Source organism: Bradyrhizobium sp. UFLA05-112, assembly GCF_053572325.1.
In genome coordinates this window covers 1-25,396 of the sequence record NZ_JBANBK010000092.1, presented here as the reverse complement: position 1 = coordinate 25,396, position 25,396 = coordinate 1, and the positions used below count along the sequence as shown (strand labels likewise).

General features: G+C 63.6%; 25 protein-coding genes. 10 read left to right on the top strand and 15 right to left on the bottom strand.

Features of this window, described 5'->3' with window-relative positions; translation table 11 throughout:
• Nucleotides 1-137: 137 nt before the first annotated feature.
• The gene (locus SO180_RS35410; protein ID WP_449383454.1) at nt 138-374 is read left to right on the top strand and encodes a hypothetical protein; all 237 of its coding nucleotides are present in this window, start codon (nt 138-140) and stop codon (nt 372-374) included.
• 9 nt (nt 375-383) lie between these two features.
• Here the strand turns inward: SO180_RS35410 and SO180_RS35405 are convergent, their stop codons facing one another.
• From SO180_RS35405 to SO180_RS35385, 5 genes are read right to left on the bottom strand one after another with little or no spacing between them, the layout of a single operon-like run.
• A complete protein-coding gene (locus SO180_RS35405) occupies nt 384-731 on the bottom strand; it encodes a hypothetical protein (protein ID WP_449383461.1) in 348 nt (115 codons plus the stop codon).
• A 25-nt stretch (nt 732-756) separates the two neighbouring features.
• Nucleotides 757-1,554: a pentapeptide repeat-containing protein gene (locus SO180_RS35400; RefSeq protein WP_449383453.1), complete on the bottom strand. Its 798-nt coding sequence runs from the start codon at nt 1,552-1,554 to the stop codon at nt 757-759.
• A gap of 45 nt (nt 1,555-1,599) precedes the next feature.
• Entirely contained in the window at nt 1,600-2,328 is a 729-nt protein-coding gene (locus SO180_RS35395) for an ABC transporter ATP-binding protein (protein WP_449383452.1), read from the bottom strand.
• On the bottom strand, nt 2,318-3,055 hold the full coding sequence (locus tag SO180_RS35390) for an ABC transporter permease (protein WP_449383451.1): 738 nt from the start codon (nt 3,053-3,055) through the stop codon (nt 2,318-2,320). The genes SO180_RS35395 and SO180_RS35390 overlap by 11 nt, the downstream gene beginning before the upstream one ends.
• A gap of 2 nt (nt 3,056-3,057) precedes the next feature.
• Nucleotides 3,058-4,038: an ABC transporter substrate-binding protein gene (locus SO180_RS35385; protein WP_449383450.1), complete on the bottom strand. Its 981-nt coding sequence runs from the start codon at nt 4,036-4,038 to the stop codon at nt 3,058-3,060.
• An 85-nt stretch (nt 4,039-4,123) separates the two neighbouring features.
• Between SO180_RS35385 and SO180_RS35380 the strand changes: the two genes are divergently transcribed.
• Nucleotides 4,124-4,483 (top strand): hypothetical protein, encoded by a 360-nt coding sequence (locus tag SO180_RS35380; protein WP_254104406.1) that lies wholly within the window; start codon nt 4,124-4,126, stop codon nt 4,481-4,483.
• 143 nt (nt 4,484-4,626) lie between these two features.
• On the opposite strand, the gene SO180_RS35375 is transcribed toward SO180_RS35380, so the two are convergent.
• Entirely contained in the window at nt 4,627-5,451 is an 825-nt protein-coding gene (locus SO180_RS35375; protein ID WP_449383449.1) for a quinoprotein dehydrogenase-associated SoxYZ-like carrier, read from the bottom strand.
• A 49-nt stretch (nt 5,452-5,500) separates the two neighbouring features.
• Nucleotides 5,501-6,427 carry a quinoprotein relay system zinc metallohydrolase 2 gene (locus SO180_RS35370; protein WP_449383448.1) on the bottom strand — a complete coding sequence of 309 codons (927 nt, stop codon included), beginning with the start codon at nt 6,425-6,427 and terminating at the stop codon, nt 5,501-5,503.
• 144 nt (nt 6,428-6,571) lie between these two features.
• Between SO180_RS35370 and SO180_RS35365 the strand changes: the two genes are divergently transcribed.
• Nucleotides 6,572-7,456 (top strand): substrate-binding domain-containing protein, encoded by an 885-nt coding sequence (locus SO180_RS35365; protein ID WP_449383447.1) that lies wholly within the window; start codon nt 6,572-6,574, stop codon nt 7,454-7,456.
• A 52-nt stretch (nt 7,457-7,508) separates the two neighbouring features.
• Nucleotides 7,509-8,069: a PQQ-dependent catabolism-associated CXXCW motif protein gene (locus SO180_RS35360; RefSeq protein ID WP_449383446.1), complete on the top strand. Its 561-nt coding sequence runs from the start codon at nt 7,509-7,511 to the stop codon at nt 8,067-8,069.
• Nucleotides 8,070-8,089: 20 nt separating this feature from the next.
• On the opposite strand, the gene SO180_RS35355 is transcribed toward SO180_RS35360, so the two are convergent.
• From SO180_RS35355 to SO180_RS35330, 6 genes are all read right to left on the bottom strand, one after another.
• The gene (locus SO180_RS35355; protein ID WP_449383445.1) at nt 8,090-8,392 is read right to left on the bottom strand and encodes a copper-binding protein; all 303 of its coding nucleotides are present in this window, start codon (nt 8,390-8,392) and stop codon (nt 8,090-8,092) included.
• Between the two features lie 136 nt (nt 8,393-8,528).
• Nucleotides 8,529-9,143 (bottom strand): hypothetical protein, encoded by a 615-nt coding sequence (locus tag SO180_RS35350; protein ID WP_449383444.1) that lies wholly within the window; start codon nt 9,141-9,143, stop codon nt 8,529-8,531.
• Nucleotides 9,140-9,988, bottom strand: a complete 849-nt coding sequence (locus tag SO180_RS35345) for an ABC transporter permease (protein WP_449383443.1) — start codon at nt 9,986-9,988, stop codon at nt 9,140-9,142. Before SO180_RS35345 ends, SO180_RS35350 begins: the two co-directional genes overlap by 4 nt.
• Nucleotides 9,985-10,794: an ABC transporter ATP-binding protein gene (locus SO180_RS35340; protein ID WP_449383442.1), complete on the bottom strand. Its 810-nt coding sequence runs from the start codon at nt 10,792-10,794 to the stop codon at nt 9,985-9,987. The genes SO180_RS35345 and SO180_RS35340 overlap by 4 nt, the downstream gene beginning before the upstream one ends.
• The gene (locus SO180_RS35335; protein ID WP_449383441.1) at nt 10,791-11,783 is read right to left on the bottom strand and encodes a YVTN family beta-propeller repeat protein; all 993 of its coding nucleotides are present in this window, start codon (nt 11,781-11,783) and stop codon (nt 10,791-10,793) included. The genes SO180_RS35340 and SO180_RS35335 overlap by 4 nt, the downstream gene beginning before the upstream one ends.
• The gene (locus tag SO180_RS35330; protein WP_449383440.1) at nt 11,768-12,964 is read right to left on the bottom strand and encodes an ABC transporter substrate-binding protein; all 1,197 of its coding nucleotides are present in this window, start codon (nt 12,962-12,964) and stop codon (nt 11,768-11,770) included. The genes SO180_RS35335 and SO180_RS35330 overlap by 16 nt, the downstream gene beginning before the upstream one ends.
• A 129-nt stretch (nt 12,965-13,093) precedes the next feature.
• Here SO180_RS35330 and SO180_RS35325 point away from each other — a divergent pair, with 129 nt between their 5' ends.
• Entirely contained in the window at nt 13,094-13,597 is a 504-nt protein-coding gene (locus SO180_RS35325) for a DUF3280 domain-containing protein (RefSeq protein WP_449383439.1), read from the top strand.
• A 228-nt stretch (nt 13,598-13,825) separates the two neighbouring features.
• Here the strand turns inward: SO180_RS35325 and fghA are convergent, their stop codons facing one another.
• Both fghA and SO180_RS35315 read right to left on the bottom strand, forming a co-directional pair.
• A complete protein-coding gene (fghA, locus tag SO180_RS35320; RefSeq protein ID WP_449383438.1) occupies nt 13,826-14,671 on the bottom strand; it encodes an S-formylglutathione hydrolase in 846 nt (281 codons plus the stop codon).
• 78 nt (nt 14,672-14,749) lie between these two features.
• A complete protein-coding gene (locus SO180_RS35315) occupies nt 14,750-15,370 on the bottom strand; it encodes a response regulator (RefSeq protein ID WP_449383437.1) in 621 nt (206 codons plus the stop codon).
• Between the two features lie 192 nt (nt 15,371-15,562).
• Between SO180_RS35315 and SO180_RS35310 the strand changes: the two genes are divergently transcribed.
• The 5 genes from SO180_RS35310 (at nt 15,563) to SO180_RS35290 (ending at nt 24,615) form a co-directional block, all read left to right on the top strand.
• A complete protein-coding gene (locus SO180_RS35310; protein ID WP_449383436.1) occupies nt 15,563-16,930 on the top strand; it encodes a histidine kinase in 1,368 nt (455 codons plus the stop codon).
• Between the two features lie 152 nt (nt 16,931-17,082).
• On the top strand, nt 17,083-19,515 hold the full coding sequence (locus tag SO180_RS35305; protein WP_449383435.1) for a TonB-dependent receptor: 2,433 nt from the start codon (nt 17,083-17,085) through the stop codon (nt 19,513-19,515).
• A 459-nt stretch (nt 19,516-19,974) separates the two neighbouring features.
• Entirely contained in the window at nt 19,975-20,433 is a 459-nt protein-coding gene (locus tag SO180_RS35300) for a hypothetical protein (RefSeq protein ID WP_449383434.1), read from the top strand.
• A 47-nt stretch (nt 20,434-20,480) separates the two neighbouring features.
• A complete protein-coding gene (locus SO180_RS35295; RefSeq protein ID WP_449383433.1) occupies nt 20,481-23,183 on the top strand; it encodes an AAA family ATPase in 2,703 nt (900 codons plus the stop codon).
• A gap of 49 nt (nt 23,184-23,232) precedes the next feature.
• On the top strand, nt 23,233-24,615 hold the full coding sequence (locus SO180_RS35290) for a tetratricopeptide repeat protein (RefSeq protein ID WP_449383432.1): 1,383 nt from the start codon (nt 23,233-23,235) through the stop codon (nt 24,613-24,615).
• Nucleotides 24,616-25,396: the final 781 nt, after the last annotated feature.

Genomic DNA, 25,396 nt, shown 5'->3' with positions numbered 1-25,396 from the left:
AGGTGCGCCTCTCCCCCATGCAAGGGAGAAGGAGCGAGGGAGGGTTCCGCGCTGCATTCTCACGCCGGTTTGAAACTTCCGGCTGCGTCGGACGTAGCCCTTATGCTATCTCTTGGCGACTATGAGGGCTTTCAGACATGAATCCGATTGATCTGATTGTGACTGTCTGTGCGGTGCTCTCGCCGGCCACCTGCGAGGAGCAGCATCTGGTGTTCGCCTATGGCGGGTCGCCAGCGCAATGTGCGATGGCGGCGCCGCCCTATATCGCGCAATGGGTCGGCGAGCACCCGAAGTGGCAGGCCGTGCGATGGCGCTGCGAGTATCCGCACAGCAACGACAAGGCGGATGCGGGCGGAGCAAAGCCCTTCGCCTGAGCTGCCACGCTATTTGGTGCAGTCCTTCAGGTCCTTGTCGGCGATCGAGAACACCGCGTCCGCCCTGATCTCGATATCGCGCACGACGCAACTCCGCGAATTGGGATAGCTGACCTTGGCATCGTAGCGACCGGGCTCGACGCCGGTGATGCGGAGCCGCTCGTCGTGGTCGACCTCCTTGTCCTTGTCGTTCAAGGTCTGGTTCGGCCCCCATTCGGTCTTGCCGGCCGGCGAGAGCTGGAAGCCCGAGATGGTCTCCGAGGTCAGATTCCAGAGCCGGATGCCTTTGCCCTTACCCTGCGCGGCGGCCTCGCCGGCATATGCCACCACCACGATCAAAGCCAGACACCAACGCATCATCAGCCGCTCCTCCCGGTTGCCGTCATTCTCTGATGACGCGCTCGACGTTCCTTGCCTTGTCGAAATTCTTCGCACGGTCAAGCCCGATCGGTGCGATCAGCCTGGTCGAGACGAGATCGGCGCCCTCGAAATCCGTGCCGATGACGGTTGCGCCGCTGAGATCCGCGCCGCCGAGCTGGGCGCCTTTGAGCGAAGCGCCGGTGAGGTCGGCGCCCTTGAGCACGGCGAATTCGAGATCGGCGCGCGAGAGGTCGGCGTTGCGTGCGTTCAGCCCCGAAAGCTTCGCGGAGCGCAGCACGGTTCGCATCAGCCCCATCGACTGGTTGCGCATATCGGCGCCGAGCTGCGCGTCCGCGATGGACGCACCAATCAGGCTTGCACCGGAAAGGTCGGCGGCGATGCGCGCCCCGGTCAGATCGGTGCCATCGAGACGGGCGCGCGCCATCTGGGAGGCGAACAGATTGGCGCCCTTCAGGCTTGCTCCGGTGAGGTCGGCCTCCAGCAGCCAGGCCTGGTCGAGAATGGCGCGATCGAGCCGTGTGCCGACGAGTTTCGCCTTGTTGAGCCGAGCCGCGCGGAAGATGGCGCCGGAGAGGTCAAGCCCCGAGAGATCGAGGCCCGACAGCCGCTTACCGGTGAAATCGGCCGGCGCGGTTGCGCTCGCCTTGGCCAGCACGGCTTCGACCTCCGGCCGGCTCATCTCGGCCGAGACCATCGCGGGCGAGGTGAGGTCGACGTCGCGCATCATGTCCTGCGCGGTTGCCGCAGGCGCGAGGAGCGCGAGGCCGAACGTCGTCAGGACAATCGTTGCCTTCATCATCAGGCTCCGCTTCACGCCTGTCTAGCACGCGGGCGGTGCGGCCGCCTATGAGGCATCGCGCCCGGCGCGCTCACCTTGCGTTCGCCGCGCGAGGCCGGCCTTGATCGCGGCGATCTCGGCCTCGCCCCGCGCGCCACGGGGGATCCCGATGGGCACCTCGGCCAGCATCCGCGCAGGCCGCGGCGACAGGAAGAACAGGCGGTCGCCGAGGCGCACCGCATCGTCCAGGCTGTGCGTGACCAGGAGTGTCATCACCGGCCGGCTTGCGACCAGCGTGGCGATCTCCTCGCGCAAGCGGCGGGCCAGCGCGTCGTCGAGCGAGGCCAGGGGTTCGTCGAGCACCAGCAGGTCGGGCTCGACGGCGAAAGCGCGGGCGAGCGCGACGCGACGCGCAAGCCCGAGCGACAATTCGCCGGGATAGTGGCTGCGATGGGCTTCCAGCTCGAGGATCTTGAACAGTTCGGAAAGCTTGACGTCGTCGACCTCGGGCGCCGCCAGCCGCACGTTCTGCTCGACCGAGCGCCACGGCAACAACCGCGGCTCCTGGAACACCATGCCGATGCGCGCGTTCGGCGGGCGCCGGATGTCGCCCTGGAAATCGCGGTCGAGACCCAGGATGATGCGCAGCATCGTGCTCTTGCCGCAGCCGGACGGGCCGACGAGGACGCCGACCTCGCCGGCACCGAGCGAGAACTTGACCGGCGCGAGCACCTCGTGCGTGCCGCCCGCCACGCTCGTGAAGGTCTTGCCTAAAATGTCGACTTCAAGCCGCACGGGGCCGCCACCGGGTTGAGCGGATTTCAAACGGCTGCACCAGCAGGGTTTCGATGACGAGCACGACGGCCGCAAAGCTCAGCGAATAGGCGAGCAGGCGCGGGGTGTCGAAAAGCTGGAAGGCGACGCCGATCTCGAAGCCGACGCCATTCGGCCGTCCCAGGAGTTCGGCGACCAGCACGATCTTCCAGACCAGCGACAGGCCGGAGCGCGCGGCAGCGGCGACAAAGGGCGCAAGCTGCGGCAGCACGACATGACGAAAGGTGCGCCAGCGCGACATCGCAAACACCGTCGCCATCTCGTCGAGCGAGCGGTCGAGCGCCCGGGTGCCCTCGCGCAGGGTGACGACCGCGGTCGGCAGCTTGTTGATGGCGATCGCCGCGATCGCGGCGGCTTCGGTAAGGCCAGCCCAGATATAGGCCAGCACGATCACGACCAGCGCGGGCAGGTTGAGCAGCAGGATCAGCCAGGGATCGCCGAGCCGGTCGGCGAGCCTGTTGCGGCCCATGAGATAACCGATCGCGCTGCCGAGCGACATCGCCAGCACGAACGCCAGCGTGACGCGCGCCAGCGTCGCGCCGAGATGCAGGAACAGCGCGCCAGAGCTCGCTTCCGCGATCATCACGTTGAGCACTGCAGGCGGCGAGGGTAGCTTTGCGCCGCCGACGAACAGCGCCGCGATCCACCAGATCGCGAGGAATAGGGCAAACGAGACGAGACGCAGCAACGTCAGTCTCCGCCTGGTGCATGATAGAAGGTCCCGGGATCGAGCTCCGGTGCCGGCCCGACCAGCTCGCGGCCGCCGACCTCGGCGAGCACGCGATAGAGCACGCGCGCATCGGCCTCTTCGTCATCGATGCTCCGGTGTGGGATACCGTCGCGATAACGGCTGCGATAGGCCTGGAGCAGGACGGGATCGCTGGTGCCGGTCAGCGGCGCGACCTTCTCCCATGCCGCATCCGAGGTCGTCAGCAGCTCCTTGGCCTTGCGCGTCATCGCGATGAAGCGCGCCAACAGGTCGCGATGGCTCGCGGCCCAGCCTTCGTCGAAGACGTAACCGACTGCGGCGACCGGTCCCTTGGCGCCAAGCTTCGGCAAGATCTCCTCGATGCCGGCGAGGCGACGAAAGCCCTTGGCCTCGAGCTGGGCGCAGAAATTCCAGAAATTGAGACTCGCATCCATCTCCTCGTCGAGCGCCTTGGCGGCGAGCAGCGGCGGCGCGCCATAGACGATGCTCGCGTCCGATTTGAGATCGATGCCGTCCTGCTTCATCCGCGCCTGTAGCAGCAGCCAGCTTTTGTCGATGGCGCCGCCGGCGACGCCGAGCTTGCGGCCCTTCAGATCCGCAAGCGTCTTGATCGGCGAGGTGGCCGGCACCATCACCGCGCCGAGCGCGCTCGAATAGGGATAGAAGGTGAGCTTGGCGCCGAGCGCGCGCTCACGTGATACCCATAGCCAGTCCGACAGCATGATGTCGGCATTGCCGGCGCGCATCGCGATCTTGCCGGCCTCGGTGCTCGCAAGCTCGGTAACCTCGAGCGAGAGATTGGCGGCCTTGTCGAGGCCCTGGTCGCGGATCGCAGACAGTTCCCAGGAGAATGTCCCGGTTTTCTGCACCGCGAGGCGGATTGTGTCCGCAGCATGGCTGGTCCCGCCTTGCGTCAGCGCGAGAGCAATCGATACGGCCAATATTCGAACCAGGCGTCCCATCACTTCCAGGCCATTTCCTTAAGACGCGTGCTTTTCAGAACAATAGGCATAGCATAGTTTCCATCGCAACCACGGGAGGACGGAGATGATCTCAGCACGACAGCTACGACCGATTGTCGCCGCTCTGGCCGTGCTAGCCGCCACCGCGATGGCCGCGCGGGCCGAAGAGGCCAATGATTATCCGACCGCGGCGCGTGCCGAATACGTCTATGGTTGTATGAAGGCCAATGGTGAGACCCGGCAGGCGATCGAACAATGCTCCTGCTCGATCGACGTCGTCGCCTCGATCGTGCCCTATGAACGATATGTCACCGCCGAAACCGCGCTCAGCATGTCGCAGGTACGTGGAAACCTCGGCACTCAGTTTCGCACCTCCGAGCAGGCGACATCAGCCGTCAACGATTTGAGGCGCGCCCAGGCCGAAGCCGAGGTGAGGTGTTTTTAGTTCTAGAGCAGATGCGTACCGTAGTCGTCATGCCCGGGCTTGTCCCGGGCATTCACGTTCTCTGTGCCGTGAGGTAAGGCGTGGATGGCCGGGACAAGCCCGGCCATGACGAGAGGCGGGTTCGGCGTCCCGTAATGGGCCAATCACATCCCCGGCTTCTCGACATCCCATTCGTTCCGGAACACGTGCCCGTCCGTATCCGTCGCCTCGGCGCGAAAATGCTTTGCGCCGTTGGAGACGTAGGTGAAGCGGATGTTGGGATCTTCCGAGATCGAGATGCCGCCTTCCACCGCCAGCACGAGGCTGTCGTCCTGCCAGAGCCCGAGCTGGTTGACGAAGAAGGCGGGAATGTAGAGTTGCGTGACCTGATCCATCTGCAAGCCGGAATTGTTGGGATGGCCGATCATGATCTGTGCCTCGCGGATCCGGCTGGCGGGCGCTTCGTCCGCTCGCGCGAATTGCCGGTAGCGCATCTGGCCGAGCCGGTTTTTGGCTTCCTCGGCGTTCTTCGCCGCCGGTGCGGAGCAGCCGCCGGACGCTTTCACATAGGTCTTGCTCACGTAGAGCTGCCCGTCGCTGAGCTCGGCGACCGCATGGACGTCGGTATAGTTGTTGACGCGCACGCGCGTTGAGATCTCCGACACGTTGGCATCTGGCCCGAGCTCGAACTTCGCGGCCATCGGTGCCGGGTTGCGGTCGATCACCAGCGTGATCGCGCGGATGCGCCTGTTGTCGCCGGGCGAAAGCTTTGCGCGCAGCGTGACCGGCACGATGGCCGCGTCTTCCGCCCGATATGGCATCTCGATGCCGATGACGTCATTGCCGTCGTTCATCGGACGGTTGTTGAAGATGTCCTGCACGAGACCCGGCCAGGGATCATAAGCCTCTTCCGTGCGCGCAGGCGGTGCCGCGAGGGCCATGCCGAGCAGTGCGGCCGCAAAGGTCAGGCAAAGCGAATGTTTGATCATGCGCGCGGCTCTCGCAGTGACGAAGCAGGGCGGCAGCGTAGCGCTCCTGCTACTCCCATTCAATTTCCGAAAATGCTGCGGTTGCGTTGCGGGCATTGTAGTCGTCGAACAATTGCCAGCGCCCACGCTCGCTTGCGCCCGCCTTGTCCGCTGCCGCCCTGATCGACTCGCCTTTTTGGTTGAGCGAGCGGACGTCGGCGAGCAGGGTTTCGAGATAACGACGCTCGTCGGCGAGCGCTGCGGGCCAGTCGCTCACGGGACCGTGACCGGGAACGACGCGCTGCGCGGGCAGGTTTTCGACCTGCCCAAGCACCGCGAGCCACCCGCGGATGCTGCCGTCCATCACGGGAACATGGCGCAGGAAGACGAGATCGCCGGCAAACAGCGTTTTGCTCGCCTCGTCCAACACCGTCAGGTCGTTGTCGCTGTGCGCAGCCGGCCACGCCTTCAGGATGAGACTGCGCGACCCCAGGTCGAGCCGCAGCGTATCGGTGACGAGCAGCGTCGGCGGCACGATTTTGACGGGATCGATCAGCTCGCTGCCCATGGTCCGGCGGAAACTGTCCAGATAAAACGGCCCGCGTGTTGCAAGCGCCTGCGGGAGTTTCGCATGGCCGACGAAGATCGTGCCGTCGCGCGCGAAGGCCATGTTGCCGAAGACGTGGTCGGGATGGCCGTGGGTGTTGATGACGTAGCGGATCGGCTTGTCGGTCTGCGCCCGCACGGCGGCGACGAGTGCTTCGCCCTCGCGGACGCTGCCGCCGGTGTCGATCACCGCGACCGCGTCCTTGCCGATGATGAAGCCGACATTGGCGATGGCGCCCTCGTTCTCGGAATTCATCAGGGCAATTGACCCGGCGTGCACGAAAATTCCGGGGGCGACTTCGCTCACAGGCAATTCAGGTGGGGTTGCGCGTGCTAGCGTCGACAGCCCCAACAGGGCTAGCACCGCGATCAGCCGAGCGACATGCGCCATCTTTACGCCTCAGTTCCGAACATCGCGCGGCGTTGCACTGCAACAAGTCGAGTCATCAAGCGAAGTCACCCAGAAACTTCGCCAACCATGGCGCGTAAAGTGATCCATGGATAGCATTCAATCAAGAAACCAGGAGGAAGCGCGATGACGGAGGCCGGACGACATCGTCGCTGGTTGTTTTCGCTGTTGGCGATTGCTGCACTATCTGTCGCTGGTGGCGTCGCGCGTGCGCAGACCACTGACAGCGGCGATCTCTCGTTCGAATTGGTCGATCCCAAAGTGCTGCGCGTCTGCGCCGATCCGCGCAACCTGCCTTTTTCAAATGAGAAAGGCGAAGGTTTCGAGAACAAGCTCGCGGAATTCTTCGCCGAGAAACTCCAGAAGAAGCTCGACTACGTCTTCTTCCCGCAGGCGACGGGTTTCGTGCGCATGACGCTGGGCGCGCATCGCTGCGACGTCATCATGGGCTTTCCGCAAGGTGACGATCTCGTCCAGGGCACCAATCCCTATTACCGGACCTCCTATGCGCTCGTCGCCAAGCCTGGCAGCGGGCTCGAGGACGTCGATACGCTCGAGGACGAGCGGCTGAAGGGCAAGCATATCGGCATCATCGCGGGCACCCCGCCGGCGACCAACATGGCGATCGCGGGCCTGATGGCGAACGCAAAGCCCTATCCGTTGATGATTGACACGCGCTTCGACAATTCGGCGCAGGCGATGGTTGACGATCTCACTGCCGGCACGATCGACGCCGGCGTGTTGTGGGGCCCGATGGCCGGCTTCTACGCCAAGAAGGCCGCGCAGCCGCTCCACGTCACCCCACTGGTGAAGGAAACCACCGGGCCGAAGCTCGTCTATCGCATCGGCATGGGCGTGCGTCCCCCCGACCAGAACTGGAAGCGGCAGCTCAACCGGCTGATCCAGGAGAATCAGGCCGAGATCAACAAGATCCTGGTCGATTTCGGCGTGCCTCTGCTCGATGAGAGTGATCGCCCGCTCGGTGCGGAGACCGCCAAAAAATCGCAATGACGAAATCGCAATGACGAAATCGCCGTGACGAAATCGACATGAGCATATCGCCATGAGGCGGCATCTTGCCGCTGCGCTCGTTGTCGCAACGCTTCTGGCGCCGGCGCTCGCGCAGCAGCAGGAGCCGTTCGAGCCGGAGGGCTATCGCACCGATAACTACCGCGCGCCGGTGCCGGCGACGCTTGCCGGCGCGCGCGTGCTGACGACGGCGGAGGCGGAGGCGATCTGGCATGAGAAGAGCGGCGCCTTCATCGACGTGATGCCGCGTCCGCCGAAGCCCAATCTTCCCGCGGGGACGGTCTGGCGCGATACGCCGCGCTTTGACATCCCTGGCAGCATCTGGCTGCCGGACACCGGCTACGGCGCGCTGCCGCCCGCGATGGACGACTATTTCCGCCGTGGCCTCGAACGCGCCTCGCACGGCAGCAAATCGGCGCTGCTGGTGATCTACTGCCTCGCCGACTGCTGGATGTCGTGGAACGCGGCCAAGCGCGCGCTCGCCTATGGCTACGCCAACGTCGCCTGGTATCCCGAGGGCACCGACGGCTGGGAACGCGCCAGGCTCATAACTTCAGAAGCGCAGCCGGAGCCGCGGCCGGACGAAGGCAAATAGCCGGCCTGCGGGAGGCGCCGCTACTTCGCCTTTTGCAGCTTGGTGATGGTTTTGGAGCCGTTGGCGTCGGTGGAGAAGCTCACGCGATCACCGGCATGGACGCTCTCGAGCATGCCTGCATCCTTGGCCTTGAACTCTTGCACCGGGCCAGTCGCACCGCCATTGGCGCCGACCGTGCCGCCCTGCACCTCCTGGATCGAAATGGTGCTGTTGAGCCGGTCGATCTTGGTGATCATTCCGTTCATGTTGTCTTCGGCGACGGCCGCCGACGCGAGCATGCCGATGGCCGCAGCGCTGGCGAGAAGGAGTTTTGCTGTTCCCATCGAGGCCTCCCGACGTCTAGAATCCACTTCGACAAGAGATCTTAAATAGATTTGGTTCCGGCCGACAGTATGGCAAAGGTCCATGGTTCCCGCCGGCCAGCGGGAACCTTGTGCGCACAGGCGTCAGCGAGGCTGACTATTCCATTTCCTGCTGGATCACGCGTCCGAGCGCGAACAGGCGCTGATCGATGGCAGTCGGCACCTCGCAGACGAAGCGCACCACCTTGCGGCGGTCCTCGAAGATGCGGGTTTCCCAGATCAGCTGATTGGACAGCGCGTCGATCTTGGCGTCGTCGCGTGGGGTAGCGCTCTGCAGGCTCTGGAGCTCGATGGTGTCGTCGCGGACCTTGTCGGCGGCCTCGCGCTGCTTGCGACTGACTCGCTCGAGCCCATTCATCACCGAGGAGCGCTGGGCATTGAGCGTGTCGAACAGGCCGGCGAACAGGAGCTTTGCGTTCGTGGTCTTGTCGGAGGCGGAGCTAGCCAAAAACTCCTTCACGGATTTTTCGGCGTCATCCAGCGGTGTCTTGCGCGCTGCCAGCTTCGATACCAGCGCACTCACCTTGGCATTGTCCTTCCACTTGTCCTGGACGTCGTCGAGCGGCGGCCCGGCCCAGACCGCGGCGAGCGAGACTTCCGGGACTTTTGCCTGCGTGCAGGGCCAGTCGGGATAGCGCGGATCAGCCGCCCGCGAGGCCGCGGTCGATGCCGCGAGCGTCAGGGCGGCTATGGTCACGATCCGAAATCTCATCCTTCGCCTCCCGCGGGCCCGCGCCGCGCCAGCCCTCGCGACGGATCATAGGCATAGATCGCGCCGATCATGAAGACGATTGTGCAGGTCGCGACCACCGCCAGCGAGATCCAGTTGATTTGCCCATAAAGTGCAAAGCGGATCAGTTCGACCGCATGGGTGAACGGGTTGGCCTGGCAGACGTAATAGAGATACGGGCTGCCTTCCTGCACGCGCCACAGCGGATAGAGGGCCGATGAGGCAAAGAACATCGGGAAGATCACGAAGTTCATCACGCCGGCGAAATTTTCGAGCTGCTTGATGCCGGAGGAGATCAGCATCCCCAGCGATCCCAGCATCAGACCGGACAGCACCAGCGCCGGCAACACCGTGAGATAGCCGAGTGGCGGCGGCGTGATGTCCCAGGCCCAGGCAATGACCAGGAACGCGTAGACCTGCAAGAGCGAGACCGCGGTGCCGGCGAGCAGCTTGCAGAACAACAGGAACCAGCGCGGCAGCGGGCTCACCAGGAGCGTACGCATATTCCCCATCTCGCGGTCATAGACCATCGAGAGCGAGGACTGCATGCCGTTGAAGAGCTGGATCATCGCCATCAGCCCGGGTGCGATATAGACCTCATAGAGGATGTAGGTCTCGTAGGGTGGGATGATGGAGATGCCGAGCACCTGGCGAAAGCCGGCGGCGAAGATGAACAGCCAGACCAGAGGCCGCACCAGGGCCGACACGAAACGCTCGCGCTGATGCAGGAAGCGCAGGCCTTCGCGCCAGACGATGCCGGTGAGGCAGGTCATGTAGGCCGAGAGCGGGAAGCCGCGCGGTGTGTCCTGTGCGGTGATGCTGCTCATGCGCCAGCTCCGGGCATCGTCTGCGCGCCGGTCAACCGCATGAAGGCGGAATTGACATCCTGCGCGCCGGCCTCGGCGATCACGCGGCTGACCGGTCCCTTCGCCAGCACCTTGCCCTGGTGCAGCACCACGAGGTCGTCGCTGGCCGTGATCTCGTCGAACAGATGCGTCGCCCAGAGCACGCCGATGCCCTGATCCGTTACGAGTTGACGGACGTGGCTGATGATGTCGGCGCGGGCCTTGACGTCGAGGCCGACGGTCGGCTCGTCCAGCAGCAATAGGCGCGGCCGGTGCAGCAGCGCACGCGCGATCTCGAGCCGTCGCATCTGCCCGCCCGAGAGATCGCGCACCTTGTTGCCGGCGCGATCGGCAAGCCCGATGCGGCCGAGCAGCTCGGCGCTACGCGCGCCGGCCTCGCGCCGGCTGATGCCATGGAGCGCGGCGTGATAGAGCAGGTTCTGCGTCAGGGACAGATCGAGGTCGAGCGTGCGCGGCTGGAACACGACGCCTAGCAGCCGCAGCGCCTCGCCGGGGTTTCGGCTGATGTCATGGCCGAAAATGCCGGCGCGGCCGGTTTGGATTCCGAACAGCCGCGTAACAAGCGAGAACAGCGTGCTCTTGCCCGCGCCGTTGAGGCCAAGCAGCGCCGTGAAGCTCGCGGGCGCAACCGTGAAGGAGACGTCGATCAGCGCACGGCGCGCCCCATAGGCATGGCTGATACCGTCGATCGAGAGTGCCGGCACCGCGGCCGGGGCGGGTCGCGGCGCGCTTTCGGTCGAGGCGACGATAGGTGCAGGTGTCGTCATGGCGCGATCGTAATGCCCCAGGGCAATTCGCCAACCTGAATGGTCTTGATCACCTTTTGCGCGGCGACGTCGATCACCGACACGTCGTTGGACACGCCGTTGGTGGTGAGGAGATATTTTTCATCCGGCGTGAACGCCATGTGCCAGACCCGCTGCCCGACCAGTAGGTACTTCGTCACCTTGCGCGTGGCGGTGTCGACAACGGCGATGCGGTTCGCCGGTCCCAGTGCAATGAATGCGGTCTTGTCGTCCTTGGTGATGCCGATTCCGACCGGCTGGATCGCCTCGCGCCGCAAACCAGGGATCTCGAACGTAACCTTGCCGATCACCTCGCGCTTTTTCGGATCGATGATCGAGACGGTGCCGCCGATCTCCGAGGAGACCCAGAGCTCCGAGCTGTCGTGCTTGAACTCGGCAAAGCGCGGGCGCGCGTCGACCAGCACGTTGCCGACGATCTGGCGCGAATCCGTGTCGATGAAATGCGCCATGTTGGTCGTTTCGGACGTGTTGATCAGCGTCTTGCCGTCGGGGCTGATCGTCATGCCCTCGGGCTCGACGCCGACCTGGATGTCGCCGATCCGCGCGCGTTTCTCCAGATCGATCACGGTCACGGTATTGTCGTTCTCGTTCGCGACGTAGAGCACCTTGCCGCTCGCATCCTGGGTGAACAGTTCGGGGTCGGGGCCGGAGGGCAGGGTGTCGACGATCCCTTGCGTCTTGGCGTCGATCACCTGGATGGTGTCGTCGTCGCCGACCGCGACCATCACGAATTTCCCGTCGCGCGTGAACTCGATGCCGCGCGGGCGCTGGCCGACCTTGATGGTCTTGGTCACCGTCCAGCTCTCGGTGTCGATCACGCTGACGGTGTTGCTCTTCTCGTTGGAGATATAGGCGATGAACGCATGGGCGGGCGCGGCCGCGAGCACCAGTCCAGAGAGCAGGCCAACACCCCACATGCGCATCGTCGTCGTCCTCACTTCAACTTGCATTTGCTCTCCGGGCGATCATAGCCGAGCGTATCGAGCTCGGAGACCTGGTGCAAAAAGCCTTCCTGCGGCGATACCGACACCACCATGCGGCCGTCGACCAGGAGGATGGGCTGGCGGAGCTGCAAATTCCAGTCGCGCAGGGTCAGCCGCGTTCCCTTGAAGGCGGCAACGGAAAAATCCGGCCCCTTGATGAAATCGGTGACTTTCTTGACGTCACCGGAATTGGTGCGCGAGGTCGCTTCGCCGATCATGCGCGCCGCGGTCCAGGCCTGCATGTCCAGCGCCGTCATGCGGCGCATGTTCAGCTTCATGAAACGGTTCTGCATCTGTGTGGCGCCCCATTGGTCCTGCGCCGCGTCCCAGCTTCTCGGCACGAGGCCGGCGGAGCCTGCGACCGGACGGGGGTCCCAAGTACGATAAGGCAGGTAGGCGCCGAACACCTCGCTCTCGTCGGCCGCGACCAGCACATCGTAGGCCGGAGCCTGCTGCGTGAATACGGGCATCTGGCGCTGGATCAGCGTCACGCCGCTATCGGTGCGGCGCGCACCGCCGGTGTCCTCGAAGGTACGCTCCTGCACGATCTTGGCGCCGAAGCGCGTCGCGGCGCGGCGCAGCGCATCGGCATAGAGCTTGTCCTCATCATGCGAGCCGACCACGAGCAGCCAGCGCGACCACCGCTTCCACACCAGATATTGCCCGAGCGCATCCGCCAGCATCGCGCGTGTCGGCGCCACATGGATGACATTGGCGCGGCAATCGGCCTCGCGCAGCCGCTCGTCGATCGCGCCGGCGTTGAACAGCAGCGTGCCGCGATCGCGCACGCCGTCGGCGACTTTCAGTAGCGCGTCCGCCGGCAGGTCGGCGATGATGAAACCGTTGTGCTCGGCGAGCGCGGCCGCGGCCTGGACCGGATCCTCGCCTTCCTTCAGGCGATGCTCCTCGAGCTTGAAGCGCTGGTTGAGAAATTTTCCGGTGGTATTGTTGTCCTCGATCGCAAGCCGCGCGCCGGCGACACCGTCATTCTCCGCGGGCTGCTCGACCAGCGACAGGGTCGATTTGGTGCCGGCGACGCCGAGATAGCCGATCCCGATTTCGGTAGGCTCGGCCGCGAGCGCCTGCGTTGCCGCAAGACCAACGCCAAAAAGACTGGCGCCGATCAGGCCGACCAACCATCGGATCATGTTTCCTCCTTGTCGTCCTCCCCGGCTTAGATATCGGTGGAGGCATTTCCCACCTTGAAACATGACCGATTTGGCTTAGCTTGCAACCCCGCATTTCGTCGTCGCGATGAGAAGGAGCAGGTCACGATCATGCGAGCGCTATTGGCGGCCGCCTTATTTGTGTCGACTGGTACGTCCGCGTTCGCCGATTCGCCGAAGCTTGCGGTGTTTGATTTTGAATTGATCGACACAAGCCTGCCCGGGGAGTTCTACGGATCGAAGCCAGAGAACGAGCGCATGCTGCGCATCGGCGATCAGTTGCGCAAGGAACTGGCACAGTCCGGCAAGTTCCAGGTCGTGGACATCGCGCCGGTGAGTGACGCGGCGCGGCATAGCAACCTCCAGTCCTGCGGCGGTTGCGACGTCAAGCTGGCGGGGCAGTTGGGGGCCGATCTCGAAATCACTGGCGTGGTGCAGAAGGTCTCGAACCTGATCCTCAACCTCAACATTTACGTGCGCGACGTGCACACCGGAAATCTCGTGACGGCGGCCAGCGCCGACATGCGCGGCAACACCGACGAATCCTGGTCCCGCGCCATGAGCTACCTGATCCGCAACCGCCTGCTCGCGCCGAACTACGGCAAGCCGGAGTAGCGGTTTCTTCGCCTCTCCCCGCTTGCGGCAGGGGAATCGCATATGAGCATCGACGAGGTCGTCATGCCCGGGCTTGTCCGCGGCATCCACGTTCTTTGTGCTGCAGGTAAGGCGTGGACGGCCGGGACAAGCCCGGCCATGACGATGTGGAAGCCCCAGCGCCTCAAGCTTTCACATCAAATGCGAGAGCTCTGCCTGGAACGGGGAGAGGCTGAGGAGAAGTTGAGCTCACGCCGTCAATCTTGCCGCGTGCCAGTGCAGATGGTCGCTCATGAAGGTCGAGATGAAGTAGTAGCTGTGGTCGTAGCCCGGTTGCCGCCGCAGCGTCAGCGGGATGTTCGCTTTGGTGCACGCGGCTTGCAGCAGCTCCGGCCGAAGCTGCTCGGTCAGGAAATTATCGGCATCGCCATAGTCGACCAGAAAGCCCGAATATTTCGCGCCGTCCTCGATCAGCGCGACGGTGTCGTGTGCGCGCCAGGTATCCTTGTTGGGACCGAGATAGCCGGTCAGCGCCTTGGTGCCCCAGGGTACTTGCGAGGGTGCGACGATCGGCGCAAAGGCGCTGGCGGCGCGATAGCGATGCGGATTGCGCAGCGCGACCGTCAGCGCACCGTGGCCGCCCATCGAGTGACCCATCACCGACTGGCGCTTGGCATCCACTGGAAACTTCTCCGCGACGAACCGCGGCAATTCGTCGGTGACGTAGCTCCACATATGATAGTTGCGCGCGAATGGCTCCTCGGTCGCATCGACATAGAAGCCGGCGCCGAGACCGAAGTCATAGGCGTTGTTGGGATCGCCAGGCACATCAGCGCCGCGCGGGCTGGTGTCGGGCGCAACGAAGATCAATCCAAGCTCGGCGCAAGCGCGGCGGAACTCGCCTTTCTCGGTGACGTTGGCATGCGTGCAGGTGAGGCCGGACAGATACCAGACCACCGGCAGCTTTGCGCCGTCCTGATGCGGCGGCACATAGACCGAGAAGGTCATGTCGGTCTTGGTCGCGCTGCTCGCATGGCGATACACGCCCTGCACGCCGCCGTAGGATTTGTTGGTCGAAACAGTCTGGATCGTCATGCCGAAAAACTCCGTGGCGTCTCACCACATCAAGATTGCAACGCATATGTGACCGAAATTTTGCGAAGGCGCGCTTCGTCAGGCGACGCCGCTGTCGATCGCCAGCCGCACCAGCTCGACCGAGGTCTTCACCCCGAGCTTCTGGCGCATGATCGAGGAAGTGTTGGCGACCGTTTTGTAGGAGGATTGCACCAGCCAGGCGATCTCCGAAAGGCTCTTGCCGGCGCTGAGCAGCCGCAGGATTTCCATCTCGCGCGCGTTCAATTTCGAAAGCGGATTTTGCGCGAGCTGAGGTCCGGCGAAGGCAATGCTGCGGGCGATCGCGCTCGGCAAATAGGTTTCGCCCTTGCCGACGGCGCGGATCGCCTCGACGAGATCGTTGGGGTCGCCGGTCTTGGAGACGTAGCCTTTCGCGCCGCACTCGATGGCGCGCGCGGCGAAGGCGGGATCGTCGTTCATGCTGAACATGATGATGCCGGCATCGGGCGCGCGATCGAGGATGCGCCGCGCGAGCTCGAAGCCGGAGACGGTCGGCAGGTTGATGTCGATCACGCAGATGTCGGGGCGCTCGACGATGAACACGCACTCGCCGCTTTCGGCGTCGGCGGCTTCCAGAATATCGATCTCGCCTTCGTCGGCCAGCACCGCACGGCAGCCGGAGGCGACGATAGGATGATCGTCAACGATCAGAATGCGCATAGGCGTTCCCCGCTACAGCCACTCGCGCCTCTCGTTTTGCGTCGCATGAGCCCAAAGGTCGCTCGCAATGAACGTTCCGCGTCGGACCATGCAACCCGGCCGAGATTGCTGTACGGTCCGGATTAGATATCGGGCGCTTTGGTCATGTCAACGCTCCCGATGAACGAACTTCGCGGGCAGGGGGCGGAAGCAATGTGGCAAAAGTTATCCTTGCGCGGGCGCATCAATCTCCTGCTGGCGCTCGTGTTGGCTTTGGGGCTTGGCGTCAACATCGCGCGGCAGGTTGCGGAGGCGGGGCCGCGCGTCCAGGCAGAGGACCAGAGCGTGATCCGGCTGGCGCGCGAGTTCATCGAGATGATCGTCGCCGAGTTGAAGGAGGCGCCGGATCCCGACGCCAAGCTGAACCAGATCGCGCACGACCTCAACCGGCAGCGCCACATCAGCATCGCCCTGCGCGATGCCAACGGCAACGCGCTGACGCCGCCGCGTACGGGTGAGGACGATGATGACGCGCGCGCGCCGCCGGCCTGGTTCGTCAGCCTGGTTCATCCCGAGCAGACCGCGGTCAGCGTTCCCGTCTCGATCCACGGCAATCCGGGCTCGCTGGTGATCACCTCGCATCCCAATGACGAGATCGCCGAGATCTGGGACGGCATCTTGACGCAGCTCGAGATCGGCTCGGCGATCGCGCTGGCGTTGTTCCTGGCGATCATGACGGTGGTCGGCCGCGCACTAAGGCCGCTCGAATCCCTCTCGCAGGCCATGATCGCGCTGGAAGCCGGCCGCTATGATGCGCGTGTCGCGCCCGGGGGAGCGCCGGAGCTGGCTGCGATCTGCACCCGGCTCAACCACCTCGCGGCAACGCTGGGGGAGGCGGTCGAGGAGAAGCGCCGCCTTGCCGAGCGCGCGGTGTCGCTCCAGGACAGGGAGCGCAAGGAGATCGCGCGCGAGCTGCACGACGAGTTTGGGCCCTATCTATTTTCGCTGCGCGCGCATGCGAGCGCGCTGGCAAAGCTCTCTGAGGCGCGTGAGCTGAGCGCCGATGCCGTCCGCAAGCATGGCAGCGCGATCCTGGAGCAGGTCAACGCGCTCCAGCAGTTCAACCGCCGCGTCCTCGAGCGCCTGCGGCCGGTCGGCCTTGCCGAGCTCGGCCTGCGGCAGGCGCTTGAAGCGCTGTCGCGGCTATGGCGGGAGTCGCATCCCGACGTGAGGATCGAAACCACGATCTCGCCGGCACTTGGGGTCACCGGCGAGACCGCCGATCTCACCATCTACCGGATCGTGCAGGAGGCGCTGACCAACGTGTTCCGTCACGCTCGCGCAACCGCGGTGAACGTCACGATCGAGCCGGCCGAGCAGCCGGGCGGTGCGCGCGAGGGGCGTGGCTGCGCGCGCGTGCGGGTCTCTGATAACGGCCACGGCATGGAGGAGGGCCAGAAGCTCGGCTTCGGTCTCGTCGGCATGCGCGAGCGGATTCTCGCGCTCGGTGGAACGCTCAACGTCGCATCCAGCGAGGGTGGCGTGACGGTGGAGGCGCTGATCCCGACGGCGGCAGGTTGAGGATCGGGAATAATTCCCGATTCTGTCGGGAAATATGGTGCCGATGGCGCCCGACCTTTTGTAGCTGGCGCGTTACTCGCCGTCGACTACACTTCACTCCCGCAATCGGCGACGTTCAAAACAGCCGACGCTTGGGAATGGGAAGGCAGGGGATGGGCGTGCGAAGGCTGTTGATCGCGTCGATGTCGACGGGGCTGGTGCTGTGGACTGACGCCGGCATAGCGGCGCAGGATGAGGACACCAATGTCCAGAACCTGCCGCCGGTCGAGGTGGTCGCTCCGGAGCCGAGTGCCCGCCGCGCCCCCTCGCGCCCCGCAACGCGCGTGGCGAGCCGTCCCCGCAGCCGCATCTACGTCTATCCGACCGCCCCGGGCAACGCGAAGGGCCTCGACGTCGACAAGGTTCCCTCCAGCATCAACGCCATCGATGCCAACCAGATCAAGCGTACCGGCTCGCTGAACGTCACCGACGCGCTGCGCGACAACGTGGCTGGCGTGAACATCTCCGAGGTGAGCGGCAATCCATTCCAGCCCAATGTCGAGTTTCGCGGCTTCGTCGCCTCGCCCATCGTCGGCACGCCGCAGGGGCTTGCCGTCTACCAGAACGGCGTTCGCATCAACGAAGCCTTTGCCGACAGCGTCAACTGGGACCTGATCCCGACCGCCGCGATCCGCTCGGTCACCGTGGTGACCAACAATCCCGCCTTCGGCCTCAATGCACTCGGCGGCGCGGTCAACCTGCAAATGAAGGACGGCTTTACCTACCAGGGCGCCGAGATCGACACCATGGGTGGCTCGTTCGGCCGCATCCAGAGCTCGGCGCAATGGGGCAAGCAGGTCGACACCAACTATGCCGTCTACGCCGCGCTCGAAGGTCTGCACGACAACGGCTTCCGCAACTTTTCGCAATCGGACGTGCGCCGTTTCTACGGCGATGTCGGCTACAAGGGCGGGGACAGCGAATTTCACGTCAATATGGGCGTCGCCAACAACAATTTTGGCGCATCCGCCACCGTTCCCGCCGAGCTGCTCCAGCAATATTGGGGCGCGACCTACACGACCCCGCAGACTACCAACAACCGCGTCGGCTACGTCAACCTGACCGGCAAGGTCGAGGCGACGCCGACCTGGACCTTCGAGGGCACCGCGCATGCGCGGGTGTTCGAGCAGCGGGTGGTCGACGGCAATCCCACCAGCGTGCAGGAATGCGCCGCTGCCGGCTTGCTCTGCTTTGGCGATGACACGACGCCGGCCAACGGCTTGAACGGCGCCCAACTCACCAACCCCTTCGCGCCCGGAACTCTGCTCGGCGAGATCGACCGGACGACGACGCGATCGACTACATTCGGCGTGTCCGGGCAGGCGACCAACACCGACAGGCTGTTCGATCACGAGAACCGCTTCGTGGTCGGCGCAGGCTTCGATGCCAGCGTCACGCGCTTCAACGCCACGGCCGAGCTCGGGACCATCGGCACGGACTATGTCGTCGCCGGCAGCGGAATTTTCTTAGGGAAATCGGGCACGCCCGACACCGGTGAGATGGGCCCGGTGTCGCTGCGATCAGTCAATCAGTACACCGGCCTCTACGCGCTCGACACCTTCAACGTGACGGATGCCTTCGCGATCACCGGTGGCGGTCGCTTCAACCACGCTCGTGTCACGCTGGAGGACCAGCTCGGTATCGATCTCAACGGCGATCACACCTACGATCGCTTCAATCCGATCATCGGCGGCACCTACAAGATCACGTCGGAGCTCACCGCCTATGCTGGCTATTCGGAGGCCAACCGCGTGCCGACGCCGCTCGAGCTCGGCTGCGCCGACCCGAACAACCCATGCCTTATCGCGTCCTTCCTGGTCTCCGACCCGCCCCTCAAGCAGGTCGTGTCGAAGACGATCGAAGCGGGCCTCCGCGGCACGAAGGAATTGAACATCGGCACGCTCGGCTGGAAGATCGGCGGTTTCCGAGCCACGAATTATGACGACATCATGGGCCTGCCGGTGGCGGGACGGCAGGGCTTTGGCTTCTTCCAGAACGTTGGCGCGACGCGCCGGCAAGGGCTCGAGGCTGAGGTCAACCTCAAATCGGCAGCGCTCCAGTTCCATGCGAGCTACGCCTTCGTCGACGCGCGCTTCCTCGATGCGCTCACGCTTTCGTCCAACAGCCCGTTTGCCGATCCGGCCACCGAAACCATCCAGGTCGTTCCCGGCAACCAGATCCCGGCCGTGCCGCGTCACCGCGTCAAGGTCGGTATCGATTATGCAGTCACCGACGCCTGGAAGGTCGGCGGCGATGCGCTTTTCGTGTCGAGCCAGTATCTGGTCGGCGATGAATCCAACCAGGCCTCGAAGCTGCCGTCCTACGCCGTGTTCAACCTGCACACGTCCTATCAGGTCACCAGGAACATCCAGGTCTACGGCAAGATCGACAACATCTTCGACAATCGCTACGCGACCTATGGCACTTTCTTCGATACCACCGCGGTGCCCAACTTCACCAACGGCGGCGCCAACTTCACCGACCCGCGCTCGCTGAGCCCGGCAAGGCCGCGGGCGTTCTATGCCGGACTGCGCGCGACTTTCTAGGGCTGCGGGTTTCGACCATCCCTATCGTCCTTGCGCTAGACCCGCGAGCGTCATCGCCGCTCTGAGTCGCGGCGGCTCGAATATCATCGCCTGATGACAAGAGGGGAAGCAGCCCCCGAAACGGATGCGTGACCTAACGCACGTTTCGCGCCGTAGCTTTGTGACAAAAGCTTAACCACGAGCTTCTCTCTGTCAGGAACGAAAACTGGCACGAAAGCGCACGTGACGTGGTTCAGTATGCGCCTCCCCGAATCAGGGTTGTCGTCACGTCAGCCGTCGACCATAATCTCTTGGCCCCGGCAATGAACGAACGCCCGAAATATGAGTGAGCCAGATGCACAACATGAGGGTTCCGAGGGCGCGCCCAGCGGGCAAGACCGGGCTCCACGTCAGGAGCCGCCTCGTGGCAGGAAGCCTGGTTCCTCTCGGGGCGCACTGATTGGAATTGCTGGCGCGCTCGTGACCGCCGGAATAGCCGCCGTCGTGGTATTGCCCAGCCTCACTCGCGACAAGCCGGCTGCCATTGGTGAGGAATCCACTCTGGAAGTGCTTGTACCAGCCGACATCAATGCAGCCCTTCCCACCCTCGATCCGGGAACAACGAAAGCCGCGGTGGATGACGCGAAGAACTGCAAGGTGCCGCTGGCATGGGTGACGTTGACGCAACGACCGAGTGGGCATGGTGGCATGGTGCGTGTCCGTTCGGGACAATATCTGTCGCCGCCGATCAAGCTCACCACTACACCTCAGCGCATCGCCATTCCCTATCCCGCGCCTTATCCCGCGGGCCGTGGTGTTCTTACCTTGGTTGGCGAGGCGGACCAGGTGGGGTTCTACCTGAGGCCCGGGGGTGTTCACGACGTCAACGGCACTTATTCCGTTAACGTGAGGTGGCAGGTTCGCAACCCGTGCCCATAAATGCCCAAGATGGGTGAACTCGACACCGTGATCGGGAATTGCCGACAATGAAAAACTTCTTCCGCAACCATCCGATGGTCGGCATGTGTATCGCCATGATGGTGGCCGCGGTCGGCACCCAGTGGATTCTCAATCCGAGATCCGGTCCGTTCAGCGCATTGACATGGGCGAACTCACTCACGATCGGTGCCGTGCTTCTGATCATGGTGGCCGGGTTCGCGCTGACCTACGTGGCGATGCGGCTCGGCACCGACCCCACCGGATTCGGATTGGTCCCCGTCGGGGAGGGCTATACGCCCGGGCGTCGGCTGAACGTGGATTCTCCGGCCCTAACCGTCCGCAGCGCCGACGAGGTGCTCGACGAACTCGATCAGATGATAGGCCTCAGCTCCGTCAAGGAGGAGGTCAACAAGCTGCTGGCCGGCATCGAGGTCGAGCGCAAGCGCCGTGAACAGGGGTTACCTGTGGCGAAGGTGAGCCGGCACATGGTGTTCACCGGGCCGCCCGGCGTCGGCAAGACCGAGATCGCGCGCGCCCTGGGGGAGATTTATCGCTCGCTCAAAGTGCTGCGCAAAGGACATGTGGTGGAGGTGCAGCGCGCCGATCTGGTCGCAGGTTATATCGGGCAGACGGCCATGAAGACGCTGGACAAGTGCAAGGAGGCACTCGACGGCATCCTCTTCGTCGACGAAGCCTACTCGCTCGCCGGCGAAGGCAAGGATTTCGGCCACGAGGCGATCGCAACGTTGATCAAGTTCATGGAGGACAACCGCGATCGCATCATGGTGATCGCCGCCGGATACCCCAATGAAATGCGTCGTTTCATCGCCACCAATCCGGGCCTGGCGAGCCGCTTCAACAGGACCATCGAATTCCCGGCCTATGAGCCGAAAGAGCTTGCTGCGATCCTGCGATTGATGGCCAGGCGACTACACGTGGAGTTGCCCGACGTACTCGAGCAAAGCCTTGTCCCCTGGATCGAGACCCAGTGGAGAAGCGAGGGCTGGGGCAACGCTCGCGAGATGCGCAACCTTATCGATAGGGCGTGTGAAGCCCAGTCCTTGCGCGTGGCCGCCGATCCGACCGCCGACATAAGCAAGGTCGAAATGGTCGACTTCGAAAGCGTAGGCGTGCCTTTGGTCCGAATGCACGTCCCGCCGCCGGCACCTCCGCCCATGCCGGCCATGCCAACTCCGGCTCCGATCGTCGTTGAACACGCGTTGGTGCCTTCTTCTGCGCCTGACCATCTGGCGCCACGCACCGGGCGCAGGCTGAAGGTTGCGGCCACGATCCACCCCGAACGTACCCTTGATCAGGCGCTGGACCGCCTCGAACAGATGGTCGGGCTGGAGTCGGTCAAGGAGGAGGTGAACAGGCTCATGTCGGCGCTTGAAGTCGAGCGCTTGCGCCGCGAGCAGGGGCTGGTCGTCGCGCCCATTAGCCGGCACATGGTATTTACCGGCCCGCCCGGAGTGGGGAAGACCGAGGTCGCGCGCGCGCTCGGCGAGATCTATCGCTCACTCAACGTGCTGCGAAAAGGTCATCTGGTCGAGACTGACCGCGCGGGTCTCGTCGCGGGCTACATTGGTCAAACCGCTGCCAAGACGCTCGACAAATGCAGGGAAGCGCTCGATGGCATCCTGTTCATCGATGAAGCGTATTCGCTCGCGCGACCGGGCAACGATTTCGGCCAGGAGGCAATCGATACGTTGCTCAAATTCATGGAGGACAATCGCGACCGCATCGTCGTCATCGTCGCGGGTTATCCGAATGAGATGCAGCGCTTCATCAATAGCAATCCGGGCCTCTCCAGCCGCTTTACCAAGACGATCGAGTTTCCGCCCTATGCCGCAAACGAGCTCGTCGCGATTCTACGGGTGATGGCCAAACGACAAAACTTCGTATTGCCGGATGATCTCGAGTCCAGCCTTGGTCCGTGGCTGAAGGCGGGCATGCGCAACAAGTCCTGGGGGCAAGCGCGCGAGATGCGAACGCTGCTTGAGCGCGCGCGTGAGGCCCAGGCCACGCGCATTGCGCACGACCCCTCGGAGGACGTGCGTCAGCTCGCCATGGCGGACATTGAGGCAGCCATCCAGATTTCCGGATATCGCGAGACCGTGCCGGAGAAGATCAGCGATAACCTCGTCAAGATTCCCGCGCTCTCCCGCTCGGTCACCCCACTGTCGGAGGGCACATCCGCTCTGCAGGCCGCCGTTGTCACGGTCAAGATTGACGGGGCTCACGGTAGCGGCTTTTTCATCTCCAAGGATGGATATCTGCTGACCAACCACCACGTGGTAACCGAGAACAAATTCGTGACGGTCAAGCTTACAACCGGCCGTCAGCTGCCCGGCGAAGTGGTGCGAACGAACAAGACGAGGGACATCGCCCTGGTCAAAGTAAATGAATCGGGAATGACCGCGCTGCCGCTGCAGCTTGACCTTCCTGAGGTCGCCTCCGAGGTTTATGCGGTCGGGACGCCGCGCGATGAGAAATATTCGACGACCATAACCAAAGGCATCGTCAGCGCCTATCGCACCGAAAACGATCTTTCGCTCATGCAAAGCGACGTTGCCATTCATCCCGGCAACAGTGGGGGACCGTTGGTGGACCGGTTCGGCAATGTCGTCGCTGCAAGCGTTGCCGGACTAACCATCTCGGGGGTGAGCGTGAGCATCAATTTCTTCATTCCCATCGCCGATGCGCTCAAGTTCCTCGCCGTTGAGCTGGTCAATCAGGACGTGGCATAGCCGTAAACGAAGCAATGGCCCCGGGATGGAACTAGCACGGAAAAATCAGATGACAGCGATTGGCCGGGCAGCGGCCCTGCATGTCGCCTTCTGGCAGTACGATCCCTGGTACCGTCGCGCGTGGCTTGTCTGGCCGCAAGTGACAGCAGTTCTTTTCGCGAGCTGGCTTCTCGTGGGTCTAATGGGTCCCGAAGCGGCAATTCCGCTGGGCAACTGGGCCAAGCCTGCCGATTGCAGCAACGCGTCGACCCCGGGCTGCGCAGCAACGCGGCGCGCCGCGTTTTTCTGGGACGATGAGGTCAGTAGACCCAGCATCGCCAATCAGATCACGGTCAACGTCGACCGGTCGACCTTTCGAAACTCTGCTGCAGACGACCAGCCGAAGCTCACGGCAGCGCTCGGCGCCTATTATCGCTATGATTGGACGAAGGCGATCGATATCCTGAGATCGGCGACCGCAAGCGACCCGAACGTTCAGTTCGTCACGGCGCTCGCCCTGCTGGTACCAAATTCGACCGACCAGACGCGCGACGCGGAAGCGTTGCTGCGCGAGGCCGCTGCCGGGGGACATCGTCAGGCCGGCAGCGTGCTCGGGCGCATACTCTTCTCGGGCGCGGGCGGCTTGCCGAAGGATGAGACGGCGGGACGGAAGTTGATCGATGACGCGGTGGCGGCTGGCGAGCCGTACGCGATGCGGCTTGCTGCTGCCGGATACGTCAGCGGCGAATTTGGCGGCACGTACGATACCGTCAAGGCAGTCGACCTCCTGCGCAGAGCGGCGGACAGTGGCGAGCTCATCGCCATGACGCAATTCGCATACTGCATCAATACCGGGCGGGGCGGGCTTACCCGCGACACCGCGAAGGCGATCGACTATTTGCGACGCGCGGCGGATGCGGGGTTTGAAGGTGCACAGCTCACGCTCGCGCGGTGGTTCAGAGACCGATATGGCTATCGGGAAGGCGAGGATTTGCCGGAATCGATCAAGTGGTTCGAGCGGTCCTATAAGCAAGGGCACTCGGTCTACGCTCTCGGGGAGCTCGCTTATGTCTACAGATACGCGCGGGAGGCGCCGTGGTTCGACACCAAGCGCTCGTTTGAATTGCTCCAGCTTTGCGCGTCTTTCAGAAATGCCTATTGCCATTATTGGCTTGCTCGGGCCTATCACGACGGTGCCGGGACAGCGCGAGACTACACCAAGGCCTACGCTTACTACACGGTTGCGAAAGAGCTCGGGCGGCAAGATGCCAACCTTCAGCGACTGGATGATTTCCTCCAACCTGCCGTCAAGACCAGCGCAGCGGAGCTGGCCAAGAGCATTTCGGCGGGCCTCAAACCGGTACCACGCGTGATCCTGCTGGAAACGGCGGAGACTGAGACAGCAGGCCCTTCTCCGTGGCCGGATCCCACCCAGCGACCGGCATCACCTTAACCGGCCAATGGATTGGTCGGCTCCGTCCCCGAAAAGCAGACCTTCAGGCTTCACGGAGAAAGGACAGCTGAGGGGCAAGCTGCGACGTAGCGGGAAGGGCCGTCTTTGTGAAGGGTTTCGGATGCCGGCCGCTTGATGGACAGCGCCGCGTATTCGGCGGCCGGCGTCCGAAAGCCTCCAAAGGAGGAAACCGCGCTGGGGGGACGTAGAATGCCGCGTGATCGAGCTAAGTCGTGTCAAACAACCTTCAGACGATCAATAGGGTCGTCTATGGGGATTTAATGTTTGGCGGCACCTGTACTTTCAAAGACTTGGCCGTAGTAAAAATACCACACCACACAATCTAGACGTGAGTTACTCGACATTCGAATTTCATGAGGCAAACTGATCTCTATCGATCGGGAAAGCCTCGGGAGTTGCTGAGGCGAAACTGTTTTGAGTTGCTCGTCAAGAGCGTCACGGCATTTAACTCTGCTTGCGTTGAGATTCCTGAACTGGGTCCAACGAGCGCGATGGTGCACACAATCACGGTCGAGAATGCCGGGTTCGAACTGGCTCTTGTGCATGGGGGTACTCCGCCACGAACTTCCAGATCAGCAGGTCCTCGATGACCCGACCATCGCCGACGGGCTAATTGCAACCGCTCGTCACGATGAACTGTCGCCTATTGCTTCGCCGTGTCGCCAGCCGCGGCGTTCTACCGCGCGAGCGGTTTAGATGCTATGGGCCGAGCGGCGAGGCCATGGCACCATCGTCGCGGCAACAAAGCGATGGAGCGCCC

Bases quoted from the DNA above. Each gene is read 5' to 3' on its own strand.
- SO180_RS35335 (WP_449383441.1), bottom strand. From the start codon at position 11,783: ATGCAAGTTGAAGTGAGGACGACGACGATGCGCATGTGGGGTGTTGGC.
- SO180_RS35400 (WP_449383453.1), bottom strand. From the start codon at position 1,554: ATGATGAAGGCAACGATTGTCCTGACGACGTTCGGCCTCGCGCTCCTC.
- SO180_RS35355 (WP_449383445.1), bottom strand. From the start codon at position 8,392: ATGGGAACAGCAAAACTCCTTCTCGCCAGCGCTGCGGCCATCGGCATG.
- SO180_RS35385 (WP_449383450.1), bottom strand. From the start codon at position 4,038: ATGGGACGCCTGGTTCGAATATTGGCCGTATCGATTGCTCTCGCGCTG.
- SO180_RS35360 (WP_449383446.1), top strand. From the start codon at position 7,509: ATGAGGCGGCATCTTGCCGCTGCGCTCGTTGTCGCAACGCTTCTGGCG.
- SO180_RS35405 (WP_449383461.1), bottom strand. From the start codon at position 731: ATGCGTTGGTGTCTGGCTTTGATCGTGGTGGTGGCATATGCCGGCGAG.
- SO180_RS35315 (WP_449383437.1), bottom strand. From the start codon at position 15,370: ATGCGCATTCTGATCGTTGACGATCATCCTATCGTCGCCTCCGGCTGC.
- fghA (WP_449383438.1), bottom strand. From the start codon at position 14,671: ATGACGATCCAGACTGTTTCGACCAACAAATCCTACGGCGGCGTGCAG.
- SO180_RS35410 (WP_449383454.1), top strand. From the start codon at position 138: ATGAATCCGATTGATCTGATTGTGACTGTCTGTGCGGTGCTCTCGCCG.
- SO180_RS35345 (WP_449383443.1), bottom strand. From the start codon at position 9,988: ATGAGCAGCATCACCGCACAGGACACACCGCGCGGCTTCCCGCTCTCG.
- SO180_RS35380 (WP_254104406.1), top strand. From the start codon at position 4,124: ATGATCTCAGCACGACAGCTACGACCGATTGTCGCCGCTCTGGCCGTG.
- SO180_RS35350 (WP_449383444.1), bottom strand. From the start codon at position 9,143: ATGAGATTTCGGATCGTGACCATAGCCGCCCTGACGCTCGCGGCATCG.
- SO180_RS35330 (WP_449383440.1), bottom strand. From the start codon at position 12,964: ATGATCCGATGGTTGGTCGGCCTGATCGGCGCCAGTCTTTTTGGCGTT.
- SO180_RS35370 (WP_449383448.1), bottom strand. From the start codon at position 6,427: ATGGCGCATGTCGCTCGGCTGATCGCGGTGCTAGCCCTGTTGGGGCTG.
- SO180_RS35365 (WP_449383447.1), top strand. From the start codon at position 6,572: ATGACGGAGGCCGGACGACATCGTCGCTGGTTGTTTTCGCTGTTGGCG.
- SO180_RS35305 (WP_449383435.1), top strand. From the start codon at position 17,083: ATGGGCGTGCGAAGGCTGTTGATCGCGTCGATGTCGACGGGGCTGGTG.
- SO180_RS35290 (WP_449383432.1), top strand. From the start codon at position 23,233: ATGACAGCGATTGGCCGGGCAGCGGCCCTGCATGTCGCCTTCTGGCAG.
- SO180_RS35340 (WP_449383442.1), bottom strand. From the start codon at position 10,794: ATGACGACACCTGCACCTATCGTCGCCTCGACCGAAAGCGCGCCGCGA.
- SO180_RS35310 (WP_449383436.1), top strand. From the start codon at position 15,563: ATGTGGCAAAAGTTATCCTTGCGCGGGCGCATCAATCTCCTGCTGGCG.
- SO180_RS35295 (WP_449383433.1), top strand. From the start codon at position 20,481: ATGAAAAACTTCTTCCGCAACCATCCGATGGTCGGCATGTGTATCGCC.
- SO180_RS35375 (WP_449383449.1), bottom strand. From the start codon at position 5,451: ATGATCAAACATTCGCTTTGCCTGACCTTTGCGGCCGCACTGCTCGGC.
- SO180_RS35325 (WP_449383439.1), top strand. From the start codon at position 13,094: ATGCGAGCGCTATTGGCGGCCGCCTTATTTGTGTCGACTGGTACGTCC.